This window comes from Acinetobacter sp. YH12135, from assembly GCF_013418565.1.
Lineage (GTDB): Bacteria > Pseudomonadota > Gammaproteobacteria > Pseudomonadales > Moraxellaceae > Acinetobacter > Acinetobacter towneri.
Genome location: NZ_VPBU01000008.1, coordinates 72564 through 86072 on the forward strand (window position 1 = coordinate 72564; position 13509 = coordinate 86072).

The following is a 13509-nucleotide window of genomic DNA, read 5'->3' on the forward strand; positions in this document are numbered from 1 at the left end:
AATGACAACCGCAAATTTGCAGCAGAAACGTCCTTTATATATTCCCTATGCGGGCAACGGCCTTTTAGAATTGCCTTTATTAAATAAAGGTTCTGCATTTTCAGAAGAAGAACGCACCCGTTTTAACTTGCATGGCTTAATTCCACATGCAATTGAAAATATTGAAGAACAAAGCCAGCGTTCGTATCAGCAATATTCTGCTTTTAGCGATGCCATCAACAAGCATATTTATTTGCGCAACATTCAGGACACCAATGAAACCCTGTTTTATCACCTGATTGAACAGCATTTGAGTGAAATGATGCCTATTATTTACACCCCAACTGTAGGCGAGGCATGTCAGCGTTTTTCCGATATTTACCGCCGTCATCGGGGTATTTTTATTTCCTATCCAGACCGTGCCCATATTGATGATATTGTACAAAACATCAATAAAAAGAATGTCAAAGTCATTGTGATTACCGATGGTGAGCGTATTTTAGGCTTGGGTGATCAGGGCATTGGCGGCATGGGTATTCCAATTGGAAAACTGTCTTTATATACAGCATGTGGCGGTATTAGTCCTGCCTATACCTTACCCATTACCTTAGATGTAGGCACCAATAACCCACAATTACTGAATGATCCGATCTATATGGGCTGGAATCAGCCACGTATTAGTGGTGAGGAATACTATCAATTTGTCGATCAGGTGATTGATGCGGTGAAACGCCGTTGGCCAAAGGCATTGATTCAGTTTGAAGATTTTGCTCAGAAAAATGCCATGCCCTTGCTGAATAAATATCGTGATCAGATTTGCTGTTTTAATGATGATATTCAGGGCACTGCTGCTGTATCTGTGGGCAGTTTAATTGCTGCATCACGTGCGGCAGGCAAGCAGCTGAAAGATCAAACCATTGCCTTTTTGGGCGCGGGTTCTGCAGGATGTGGTATTGCCGAGCAAATTGTGGCGCAAATGGTGGTGGAAGGCTTAAGCGATGCTGAAGCACGTGCTCGTGTGTATATGGTGGATCGTTTTGGCTTATTCACCAGCAATCAGCCAAACTTGCTCGATTTCCAACGTAAATTGGCACAAAGTCCTGACCGTGTTGCACATTGGGGCAATCCTGAAGGTGTGATTTCTCTGTTGGACGTCATTCAAAACGCCAAGCCAACGGTATTGATTGGGGTTTCGGGGCAACCGGGTTTATTTACTGAAGAGGTGATTAAAACCTTGGCTGCCAATTGCGAGCGTCCAATTGTGTTGCCATTGTCAAACCCAACCTCACAAGTTGAAGCATTTCCTGCCGATATTTTGGAGTGGACTGAAGGCAAGGCCTTAATTGCAACAGGTAGCCCATTTGAGCCAGTGAACTATCAGGGCAAACTTTATAATATTTCCCAATGCAATAACTCGTATATTTTCCCAGGTATTGGCTTAGGGGTAATCGCTGCAGGGGCAACACGTGTGACAGACAGTATGTTAATTGCATCCAGTAATGCGCTGGCGGACTGCTCACCATTGTTGCAGGATCCAAATGCAGATTTATTGCCTGATTTAAATGAAATTCAGCAGGTGTCTAAATTTATTGCATTTAGAGTCGCAAAAGCAGCAATGGATGCAGGCGTTGCAGCTGTCATGAGTGATGAGGCATTACGAGAGGCAATAGAAGCAAACTTTTGGAAGCCTGCTTACCGTGACTATAAGCGAGTAACTTTTTAAGGCACATTATTTGATTTTACTGTCTAAATTGGCAGATAGACGAACCAACAAGGCGTGCCATTGGCACGCCTTGTTTTTTAATGCAATGCTCAACAAACCCTAGGCAATATAATTCTGTTTCAGATTTAAATCGGCACAATTTAATGGATTTAAAGCACATTGTAATTCATCAATTTGTTGCTGGCTGACATAGCCTTGCCCAATTAAGTATTTAGCCACACGGTCATCTCTTAGACTTAAAAAAGCCGCATCATAGACGCCTAAATCGACAAATAGCGCTGCGGTTTCGAGACTGTTAAAACGGTCTAAATACACGTCATTGCCATATAACAGAAAAATATGTTCGGCAGGGGCATGTGCATTAATATTCAAGCGTTCTGCCAATTCAAAGGGTGGGGTTTTAATAAACAGTAAATCGGACAGCTCATCAAATTGAGAGGTGTCGAGCTGTGCTGTATCGGTTTTGACTTTGCCCAACCATGCTTTAAAGACCAGTACGGCACCACCGCGCAATAATATACTCCAAATATGTTGGCGGGTAGGTTCATCTAGGCCTTGAGCTTCTTGCTCCAAAAGGCTGAGTAATTGTTGTTCCTGATCTGCAAGTTTCTCGAACAGACCTAAACCTTGAGGTTTATACGCTGCAGGACTAAATACATCAAAGTTTAACTCTTCAAAAACCTGCAAGGCTAAGGGCACAGCACTTTGGTAAATGGTTTCCAAAGCTTGAAGATGAGTGGAACTGAGTTTGCTATTGGGGAACAGTTGATTCCATTGAATTTCGGGTAAGAGCGCATTGACGCCGTATTGACGATGCAGCTGCTGAGATTGTTCGGCAAGCTGCTGTTCATATTCAGCTAAATTCATGACATCACTTCCTAAAATGAGAAGAAGGGTTGATCAATCGCAGTATTTATACAGGCTACACCAGCCAATTGATCATTTCTTGTACTCAGTTATGCGCGCATGAAGCGTTTTAAGCATATACGACTAAAGTCTAATGTTTTGGCGATAAGGGCAAAAAATAACGACAAACTCAGGGCTTAGAAAAATTGTAAAATTTATTGAGCATATTCACTTACCATCTTGTCAGACTTTGCCATAGCCAGTGAGGTGATGGTATTTAATGTGAAGGGCAGGCACTCAAAACGCGACATTTTTGAAAACTTTGGTCAATGGGTGTTGTGCATCAGGCCAATGGCTGTGACACTTTACAGGCAATCTGTTATTTTTTGAGTGGTCTAGGGTTGCAGTTGGTAAAACAGCTTCAAGCCGCCACAAGACGGATATTGAATAGCTTTGCCTGCCTTGCACTTTAAACATGGCTTGAATCAAGCACAGTTTAAAGCGGGACAGACAAAGTTTTATTGCTATCAGCTGCCTGAAATTTTCAGTCCAGATAACCAAGAACGCAGCGATGCTGGTTTTAACGGTTTTTTCAGCAATACAATATTCAGCTCTTTTAAGCGCTGCGGCAATTCTGGATCAGAGTCAGCAGTAATTAACGCCACAGGTACATCGGCTTGACGATGTTCCAGAATAAAATCTAAACCGATTTTATCGTCATTTAAGTGCTGATCGACCAACCAAACTTGAATGTGCTCACGTTGAATCAACTCAATTGCTTGTTCAGGTTCGGTGGCTTTAAATACGTGATAGCCCCATTTACTCAGCAGGGTCGCCATGCCTTCCAAAATGGTCTCATCATTATCCAGACATAAAATTTTGTAGGCTTTAGTTTTCATTGGTACCACTTGCACAGGCGCTGCCACCACTTTTGGTGCTTCTACAATCGGCACTTCAATCATAAAGCACGAGCCTTTGCCCAATTCCGAATAGACATGCACAGGGTAGTTCAGCAAACTGGTCATACGCTGCACAATCGCTAACCCAAGACCTAGACCTTGCTCACCCCAAGGCGACGTATGTCCGCAACGCTCAAATTCCTGAAACAGTTTAATACGTTGTTCTTCGGCAATACCCGGACCGGTATCCCACACCCCAATCCGAATATGCTGTGGATGTTCTGCAGAACGTAACACGCCCACGACCACACGCCCTTTGGCGGTATAGCGCAGCGCATTGCTGACAAAGTTTTGAATAATACGACGAATCCATTGTGGGTCGGTATCAATCCAGAACTGTACGTCATGCACACGGAATTCAATGCCACGTTGTGCCGCAATGGATTTAAATTGCAGGCTTAAATCGCTGAGTAAGTCATGCAGTGGATAAGCCTGACGTTTCGGCTGAATCGTACCGCCTTCCAAGCGGGCAATATCCAACAAGGCCGAGATCATACTTTCTGCACCATGCAGGGCACGATCCAGTTGTTGCAGGGTTTTACGGTCTTCATCGGACTGAATACTTTGCTCTAAAGCCGTACTGAATAAGCGCGCTGCATGCATTGGCTGTAATAAGTCATGACTGGCAGCGGCAATAAAGCGGCTTTTGGACATATTGGCTTTGTCGGCTTGTTCACGTGCCAATTGCTGTTCTGCCAAAGCATCGGCCAATTGTTGTGTGCGATCTTGTACCCGTGCTTCAAGTACGGCTTCGTTTTCACGGAAAGCGGTAATATCGGCAAAGGTGGTCACGAAACCACCGCCTTCAATTGGATTACCACGCATTTGAATTACACGACCATCTTTACGGATGCGTTCAAACTCGTGTGCACTGCCCATTTTCATCCAGTGAATACGTTTACGCACGTGTTCTTCAATTGAGCCCGGACCACATTCACCACGTTCTGCGTTATAGCGAATCAAATCGGCAATTGGGCACCCGACATAGACAATATCTTTAGGATAATCAAATAGTTTGAGATATTGATTATTCCATGCTACCAAACACATATTTTCATCTACCACACTCACGCCTTGGGTCATGTGGTCAATCATGGTCATGATTAGGTTTTGGTTAAAGCGTTGCCATTGTGAGGCTTGGTCAAGAATATTCGCAACTTGCCCTAAAGCGAGTCCGTTATTGACCATGGCAGTGGTGAGCAAAGTACGCGCAGATGCTGCACCAATGGTGCCTGCCAAATATTGTTCGGTAAAACGCCACCACATGCCGTTGGCATTGGCATTTTCATTCAGCACCACATTATTTTGCTGACTAAACTGCTCAAAGGCTTGTCGGGTTGGAGATTCGCCTGTAATGCGTTTTGCCAGTGTGATTAAATCGCCTACTTTTAAACGCGCTACATCCTGATGTGAATAGCTGACCTCGTTGCTCATGTTCTGAGTTGGCAAAGGCTTGGTTTCATAATAAAAGAAACTTTCGGCCTGAATCTGTTCTGCCACACTTGGGCGGAAAATACGTGACACCCAAACATATAACAAAATATTTAAACCGAGCGCCCAAACCACCCCATGTGTGAGCGGGGCAAAAGATTCAAAGCCAAGCAAGGCTTCAGGGCGTAACCAGTTGATGCCTAAAGGTCCCAGCAATAAAAATTCACGGGTAAACTCGCTGAACTGACTTGGCAGGCTGCGTAAAATAGTCGGAAGTAGCAGGGTATAGGCCCACATCGCAAATCCAACAATTAAGCCTGCATAAACGCCCTGTTTACTGCCACCACGCCAATATAACCCCCCAATCAGGGCAGGGGAGAACTGTGCCACTGCACTAAAGGCCAACAAGCCAAACACAGAAAGTTGATCAATATCGTTAAAGAAGTTGAAGAACAGGAAGCCGAGCAGCATCACCGCTAAAATACAAATGCGTCGGGTGAATTTCAGTACCAAAGGCAAGCGCTTGTCATGGCGTGAGAAAATGCCCATGCGCCACAAGGCAGGCATGATCAGGTCATTACTCAGCATGATCGACAGTGCTACTGAAGATACCAATAGCATGCCTGTTGAGGCGGAGAATCCTCCCAAGAACGCCAACAGCGTCAACCAGTCTTGGTTATAACTGAGTGGCAAAGACAAAACCGCTACATCTGGGATGGCTAAATATTGCGGAGCTGCGTGCAAGGCCCAACTGGCAATGGGAACAATCGCGATGGTGGTTAAAATCAGATAAACGGCAAACCAGCGACGCGCACCCCGAATATGTTTTTCATCGCGCAGTTCGACCACAGCAACGTGAAACTGACGCGGCAAACAAATAATCGCTAATGCCGCCAATAAGGTTTGCACCCAAAAGGTTTCAGGCACACCAAACAGCTGTACTTCATGGAAGGTAATTGAAACATCATTGGCAATTTGATGAATATTGTCAGGCGCTTCAAATACAAAGAAGAAGGCCACAGCCAGCAAGGCAAATAGTTTGACAAAGGACTCAAAGGCAACCGCAAGCATTAAGCCGCCGTGTTGTTCGGTATTGGCAATTTGTCGAGTACCAAACAGCATCGCCAAAATAGCCAATAAACCTGTCAGGAATAACACCGCATTGGTGGTACTTTCAACATTGGTGCTTTGATCCAAAATCACTGCGGCACTCAGCGCAATTGCGCGTAATTGCAAAGCCAAATAGGGAATAATTGCAATCACCGCCAAAATTGTGACCAGTGATGCCAATGGCCCGCTTTTACCGTAACGTGCAGCAACAAAGTCAGCAATCGATGAAATGGCGTGGTGTTGTCGCACTCGACCTAAACGTCGCCAAATATCATAACCAACAGCGACAAACAGCAATGGCCCTAAATAAATGGGTAAAAAAATGATCCCTTCACGAACGGCTGCGCCCGTTGCACCATAAAAAGTCCATGATGAACAGTACACCCCTAAAGTTAAGCTGAACATGAGCATGCGCCCACGCGTGCTTAAACGACTGGCGTGTTTTTCCCCATAGAAAGCACAGATAAAAAGTAATGCGATATAGAGGGCTAAAACCCCCATAATGAGCCAGCTGTTCATGATGCCTTAAAAGTATCGACAATAGGGCTATGATAGCCTATTCCATTGCCTTTGCGCTGAGGTTGATCATTTTTTTAGCGACCAAAGTCTAAATTGCAAATCGGCTCCAACATTGTTAATTTTAAGTTCGAAATAATTCGAATTAAAAATTTGCGCCTAAGGCAGGGCGCTTGAAGGAGCAGGTTATGGATGAGGTACAAGTAGAACGCATTCTACAAAACCCAAAATTCAAAGAAATGGTTCGCAGAAAAAGTAACCTAAGTTGGACATTAACAGCAATCATGTTGTTTGTGTACGTAGGTTTCATGCTTTTAGTGGGCTATAACAAAGAATTCTTATTGAGTTCAATTTCTGGCGGTGTGACGACTTGGGGTATTCCATTAGGTCTGAGCATTATCGTTTTATCTTTCATTTTGTGTGCTGTTTATTCATCAATTGCGAATAGCAAACTTGACCAATTGAACGAAGAAGCGATGCGTGAAGTTGAAGCAATTACACATGAGAAAGGAACGCACTAAGATGAAATGGAATTCATTGAAAGCACTGGCTGCGTCTACTGTATTAATGTCAGGTATGGCATTTGCAGGACCAGATTTAGGTGCAGCAGAACAGCAGCCAACCAACTGGCCTGCAATTATTATGTTCTTGATTTTCGTGGGCGCAACTTTGTTCATTACTAAATGGGCAGCGAAGCAAACCACAAGCACTAAGGACTTCTATACCGCAGGTGGTGGTATTTCAGGTTTCCAAAATGGTCTCGCGATTGCAGGTGACTATATGTCAGCAGCGTCGTTCCTGGGTATTTCCGCAATGGTGTTTATGTCAGGCTTTGACGGCTTGCTGTATTCACTTGGCTTCATGGTCGGTTGGCCAATCGTATTGTTCTTGATTGCTGAGCGTTTACGTAACTTAGGTAAATATAACCTATCTGACGTTGTATCGTTCCGTTTAGCTGAAAAGCCAGTACGTACCCTTGCAGCATTCAGTTCGCTTGTCGTAGTTGCATTCTACCTGATTGCACAAATGGTAGGTGCGGGTCAGTTAATCAAACTTCTCTTTGGTTTGAACTACAACCTTGCAGTAGTAATCGTGGGTCTACTCATGATGGCTTACGTAATGTTTGGTGGTATGTTGGCAACAACTTGGGTACAGATCATCAAAGCGGTGATGTTACTTTCAGGTGCAACTTTCATGGCCTTCATGGTAATGAAAGGTGTGGGCTTCAGCTTCACTAACATGTTTGAGCAATCGATCCAAGTCTTCGCTAAAGTACATGACTTGAGCTTGGCAGATGCTGCAAACATTATGGGTCCTGGTAAATTAGCGTCTAACCCAATTGATGCGATTTCACTTGGTCTTGCGTTAATGTTCGGTACTGCAGGTTTACCACACATCTTGATGCGTTTCTTCACAGTAAAAGACGCGAAAGAAGCACGTAAATCAGTAGTGGTTGCAACAGGTTTCATTGGTTACTTCTACCTATTAACCTTCATCATTGGTTTTGGTGCGATCCTTTACGTATCAAACAACCCACAATTCCTTGATGTTGCGAAAATGGCAGTAACTGGCAAGTTAGAACTTGTTGGTGGTAACAACATGGCTGCGGTGCACTTGTCTGATGCGGTTGGCGGTGACTTGTTCATGGGCTTCATTTCAGCAGTAGCATTCGCAACAATTCTTGCGGTAGTTGCTGGTTTGACATTGTCTGGTGCTTCAGCAATCTCACACGACTTGTATGCTAACGTATTCAAGAAAGGTCAAACGACACCTGAATCTGAACTTCGCATGTCTAAAATTGCGACTTTAGGTTTAGCAATCTTCGCAATGATCTTGGGTATTCTTTTCGAGAAACAAAACGTTGCGTTCATGGTTGGTTTGGCGTTCTCTGTAGCGGCATGTGCAAACTTCCCAGTACTTGTATTGTCTATGTTCTGGAAAGGCTTAACGACTCGTGGTGCAGTGATTGGTGGGGTAGCAGGCTTAGTTTCAGCAGTAACCTTGATTGTATTGTCTAAAGCAGTTTGGGTAGATACGCTTCAAATTTCTGATACACCAATCAACCCGTTCAATGGTCCTGCGATCTTTGCAATGCCACTTTCATTCTTCTGCTGCTGGTTGTTCTCTATCACTGACAACTCTGCGCAAGCACAAGCTGAACGTAAAGCATTCGATGCACAGTTCGTACGCTCACAAACAGGTATCGGTATCTCTGGTGCATCTGACCACTAAGGTCTGAAACACCTCAAAAAAGTCCCAGTCATGGGACTTTTTTTATGCCTGTATGTTGGCTTGAGCAAGCATGCTGGTGAGCATTTATGGATACGGTTATTGTGATATGCAATTTTGATACAGAGTGATTGCATTGCATGCGTAAATAAGCTGCTATGTTGGATGCAATATAAAAAGAATAGGCAGTAGATGTATGTACATATTAGACAATGTCTGGAAAAGATTTCGGGTCTTGCCTTCGGCATGGCTGTTGTTTTTGCAGTTTTTGATTTTGCTGCTCTCACTCTTTGCACATCACAACATGCCCTATAAAGTCATCACGTGGATGGTGGGGGTATTGGTATTGCTGCTCATTGCTAAAGTGATTCGACAAACGCCAATGTTGAGTGTTTTGGGGCTCAGTTTTGTTTATGCGGCTTTGTTCTTTTCATTCTTTATTTTACTAGGTGTGCGGCATCCTCTTATTTTGGTGATGAGTCATGCTTGTGAAGCTGCAGCCTATTTTAGCGCAGCGTATGGCTTATTGCGCTATATGTTCCATGACCGTTATTTAACCAAAGATGAGTTGTTTGCTGCGGCAGCAGTCTTTACTTTAATTGCTTGGGGATTTGCCTTTTTATATAGCATTTGCCAGATTCTGATTCCACAGAGTTTTCAGAATCCAAATGCTGCAGGTTTACAAAGCTGGCTTGATTTACTGTTTTTAAGTTTTAGTTTGCAGTCTGCGACAGGCTTATCTGATCTTATACCGATCAGTCCTGAAGCACGGGTGATTGCCATGTTGCAAATGTTCTGTGGGGTAATGTATTTGGCATTGATCGTGTCACGTTTAATCGCATTGCAATACATTCGCCACTTACCGCATAATCACCACGATGATTCAGCTGAGTAAAACAGCGTGTAAATTTTTCATGACATATTTCAGGCATTAAAAAAGACGCTCAGATGAGCGTCTTTTTTAACATCAGTATCTAATGTGAAATTAGAAACGGAATTTAGCGTTTACACCAACAGTTTGAGTGTCACGAGCTACACCAACAGCATTCGCATTTACATAGCTAGCACCTACAGCAACTGCAGGAGTGATGAAGTAGTTTACGTTCGCGCCCCAAGCAGAATCGACATCAGTATTAGCACTTGTTTCTGCATAAGAAGCACCCACGCTAAGTGCTGGTGTTAAGTAAAGATCAGTTTTTAAGTTGTACATAGTATCTTCACCATATACAAGACCTGCTTCAAAACCAACAGCCATATTGGTGCCGTCAATTGCGCCTACATATTTTGTACGTGCAGTGATTGCGTCTTGGTCTTGATCAATTGTGTCTGACTCAAGCGCTGCTTTAGCAACACCATTAGCAAGGATATTGAAAGCGTCATAAGAATCTTGGTCTGCAACGCTTGTATAACCTACCGCAACCAAGAAGTTAGGCGCTACTACTGCACCAAGTTCTAAGGCATAACGGTCACCTTGGTCATCAAATTTAAGGTTATTTTTGCTGTCATTAATTGTATGGCTATATGCTGCACTAGCATAAACAGGAACCAATTGTGTTGGTACATACGCTTCAGCTTTAGCACCATAAACATGATATACGAAATCTGCTTTATCAGCATCTACATCGTATTCACCATAGTTGTATGCTAAAGAGAAGTTAGAAGCTTGGTTTAAGAACGCAGCTTCAGCCAATGGACCTTTAGTCGCATCAACATTTTTGAAGTAGTAAGTACCTTGAATAGCACCAGTGAAATTCTTATCGTTTACTGTATTGTCGATGTATTCAGATTGACCTTGAACTTCGAATTGGTACGCTTGAGCACCGGTCATGGCTAATAATAATGCAGTGGCTAAACCGAGTTTTTTCATGATAGTTACCAGTTTTGTTAAAAATGGATGAAACATTGATCATTTTAGTGTAACAAATTATTAAGTCAATGAACTAAAAGGACTTTATTTAAGAATTAAGTCCAATTGACTTTGTTGTTTAAAAAATATTCAAATAAAATTTTTGCTGTCAACCTAAAAACTGTATGGATAACAAGTCGATATGTTCGTTTTTGCAACAAAAGTAGAAATAATAAGCAAAGCATTAATTGGATTAATCGATAAATTTAATTGAAATTATCTGTAATAATAATTCTTGGAGAGTGAAGAATAACGGAAAAATTCACCTGTTTTAGGGTGAAATCATGATTTTTGGATAAAAAACAAACTAAAAATAGGGTCTGTTCAGAATAAATTTTAGTGGAATAGTCGGCATAATGTGAATTTAATCACATTAATTTTGACTATTTGTATAAAAATAAATCAGACTAGTTGACTGGGCTTTACATAAACTGTGATTTATTTCATAATTCCACCATGAAGTCCTACTACTTAAGTCGGGTTTGTAAATTATGTGACTTATCTCATAATTTAACCATCAAATCCTAAGCTTGGTTCATCCAGTAGTGCGATCTGATTCTCCATAATTGTTTGCTTTTTATCTGCCCAACTTTCCCCAAGGTTGGGTTTTTTTTGCATGTGAAAACGCAAATGGTTTTGCGAAAATTGCACTGATATGGTGCATTTTGAGGGTGTGATATGATCAAAACCCATAAAAAAATCCCAGTTTTCTTTCAAAAACTGGGATTTTTCGCCAAAATTTGCGGGTAAATTTAGTTTACTGCTGAGGAAAAACTAAACTCGCCCTAATGAGGTGCATTATGCACCCAAATGTTGCATATGTAAAATATTTTCTGCATGCTGAAACATTATTTTTTGTATTTGTTGTTTTAGGTAAGTCGGCGCAGGGCATGCTTTTAGAAATTTTCTTGAATGAGATGACTTAGTTAGACGGCTTTAAAATATAAGTGAATTAATTATCTTTTTTGTAAGTAATTTAAAGATTGCTCATGTAATATATTCGCCGATTAAGTGATCAAGTCCACGATTTTGCACAGTTATAATGACGTAGGTGAAACTTAGCATGATGATGAAATTGCGCACAGAGCATATCAGTCAGCGACTGTTGATCTCGATGATCATTATTATCGTGTCATTGCTTTTTATTTGCGTTCCTCTGATGGTGAATAGTTATCAGAGTTATCAAAAAACAAAACGTGCTTTAATTGAAATTTCTGTATTAGGCAAAGTGGCTGAACTGACCAATAGTATTTCGCGTGAACGAGCACCTGCAAACAAAGTCATGTCGAGTTCAGCAGCTGAATTTCGGCAAAATTTACAAGAACTGAAAGCGTACCGTGCTGACGTGGATCAACAAGTAGAAAAGACCATCAATATTTTAAGAAAAGAAGGTTTTATTATCCATGCGCATCATTTATCGCATCAATTAAAGACCGCTTTAGAACAAGGGCGTCAGGCGGTCGATGAATATGCAGCAACTCTACAGCATTTGCGTAGCTCTCAACAGATGGATCATGCGATTCAAAAAATGTTTGCGGCATGGGACAGTTCTCAGCATGTGCTGAAACACGTCATGCTCGATTCAGTGGCAAAAGACTCATCGGTATCGACCTATTATAGTGTGATTTTTGTTCTTTCAGATTTGCGTGATCAAGCGGGAAGGGTGGCATCCAATATTATTGCCGCGGTAACGTTTGCTGAAAAAATTCCTGAAACCAATTTGGCGAGCTCTTTGCAAACCCAACGCCAAGCTTATTATTTGTGGGATTTAATCCATACCATTTTGCCTGAAGCACATAAAATTCCTGAATATAATATTTTGCATGATCAATTAAAAAAGGAGTTTCTGGATGAGGGAATTCCTATCGTCAATCAATTGATTCAGCAAAGTATTGATGGGCAACCCTATTCATTGACAGGCACTGAACTCACCCAAAAAATGGTGGATAAATTCAACACTGTGGTCAGTTTGCAGTCATTTATATTAGCGCACAGTTTGCAGGTTGCGCACAAAGATTATCATCAAGCTCAGCGTATTTTCATTTTAACCCTAGTAGCGTCAATTATTTCGTTATTGGCTGCTATTTTCACCATGGTCTATGCGCGCTCAAAGGTCTTTATTCCTTTAATTCAGGCACGCAGCCAAATTTTACGCTTGGCAGCTTATGATGATGAAGCTCAAGGGACGCAAAATCCAGACAAGGTGACGCTCTTAGAGGCCATTCAAAAATTAAAACAACGCCTAGAGCAGCGCGATATTTTAGAATTTCAGCTGCGTAATATTGCCAATACCGATGCCTTAACTGGTGTTTCCAACCGTTTGGCGCTTGAGGAATACATCAAATATTTAGAACATCGACCTGAAAAATTGAGCAAAACTGGTCTGATTATTATGGATGTGGATAAATTCAAACACATTAACGATACCTTCGGGCATGTGGTAGGTGACCAAGCTTTAAAATGTATTGCCGATACTCTCAAAGCGCATGTCCGTGCCTCAGACTTGGTGGTGCGTTATGGTGGCGATGAGTTTTTGGTTTTGATTGAGCAAATAGAATTTACTGAGGCGCTGTATTTGGCAGATAAATTGCGCTGCCATATTGTGAATCAAGAAATTTTTATTCCAGAACTGAATGATTATATTCAAGTGTCGGTCAGTGCTGGCGTGGCGGTGGGTGCTGCGTCATGGAGCAGATTGTTGGAAAAAGCCGATAAACACTTATTTAGAGCCAAAGCACGTGGGCGCAATGCCGTTGCTGGTGGCTAAGTCACAGTAATTGATCCACGAGCATTTCCGAAGTGATAAAAAG

At 42.2% G+C, this 13509-nt stretch carries 9 protein-coding genes; 5 read left to right on the plus strand and 4 right to left on the minus strand.

What is annotated here, in order from left to right; genetic code table 11:
- Position 1: 1 nt before the first annotated feature.
- A complete protein-coding gene (locus FTU70_RS06340; RefSeq protein WP_180060344.1) occupies positions 2–1702 on the plus strand; it encodes an NAD-dependent malic enzyme in 1701 nt (566 codons plus the stop codon).
- Between the two features lie 99 nt (positions 1703–1801).
- On the opposite strand, the gene FTU70_RS06345 is transcribed toward FTU70_RS06340, so the two are convergent.
- Both FTU70_RS06345 and FTU70_RS06350 read right to left on the minus strand, forming a co-directional pair.
- The gene (locus FTU70_RS06345) at positions 1802–2569 is read right to left on the minus strand and encodes a hypothetical protein (protein WP_179991380.1); all 768 of its coding nucleotides are present in this window, start codon (positions 2567–2569) and stop codon (positions 1802–1804) included.
- A 506-nt stretch (positions 2570–3075) separates the two neighbouring features.
- Entirely contained in the window at positions 3076–6567 is a 3492-nt protein-coding gene (locus tag FTU70_RS06350; protein ID WP_180060345.1) for a PAS domain-containing hybrid sensor histidine kinase/response regulator, read from the minus strand.
- Between the two features lie 185 nt (positions 6568–6752).
- On the opposite strand from FTU70_RS06350, the gene FTU70_RS06355 reads away from it, so the two are divergent.
- From FTU70_RS06355 to FTU70_RS06365, 3 genes are all read left to right on the plus strand, one after another.
- The gene (locus tag FTU70_RS06355) at positions 6753–7085 is read left to right on the plus strand and encodes a DUF485 domain-containing protein (protein ID WP_180060346.1); all 333 of its coding nucleotides are present in this window, start codon (positions 6753–6755) and stop codon (positions 7083–7085) included.
- A 1-nt stretch (position 7086) separates the two neighbouring features.
- Entirely contained in the window at positions 7087–8796 is a 1710-nt protein-coding gene (locus tag FTU70_RS06360; RefSeq protein ID WP_180060347.1) for a cation acetate symporter, read from the plus strand.
- A 193-nt stretch (positions 8797–8989) separates the two neighbouring features.
- Positions 8990–9688, plus strand: a complete 699-nt coding sequence (locus FTU70_RS06365; protein ID WP_180060348.1) for an ion channel — start codon at positions 8990–8992, stop codon at positions 9686–9688.
- 90 nt (positions 9689–9778) lie between these two features.
- On the opposite strand, the gene omp33-36 is transcribed toward FTU70_RS06365, so the two are convergent.
- Together omp33-36 and FTU70_RS06375 are read right to left on the minus strand one after the other, a co-directional pair.
- Positions 9779–10696: a porin Omp33-36 gene (gene omp33-36, locus FTU70_RS06370; RefSeq protein ID WP_373685317.1), complete on the minus strand. Its 918-nt coding sequence runs from the start codon at positions 10694–10696 to the stop codon at positions 9779–9781.
- A gap of 513 nt (positions 10697–11209) precedes the next feature.
- Positions 11210–11392, minus strand: a complete 183-nt coding sequence (locus tag FTU70_RS06375; RefSeq protein ID WP_180060350.1) for a hypothetical protein — start codon at positions 11390–11392, stop codon at positions 11210–11212.
- A 373-nt stretch (positions 11393–11765) separates the two neighbouring features.
- Here FTU70_RS06375 and FTU70_RS06380 point away from each other — a divergent pair, with 373 nt between their 5' ends.
- A complete protein-coding gene (locus FTU70_RS06380) occupies positions 11766–13466 on the plus strand; it encodes a GGDEF domain-containing protein (RefSeq protein WP_180060362.1) in 1701 nt (566 codons plus the stop codon).
- The last annotated feature ends 43 nt before the right edge of the window (positions 13467–13509 follow it).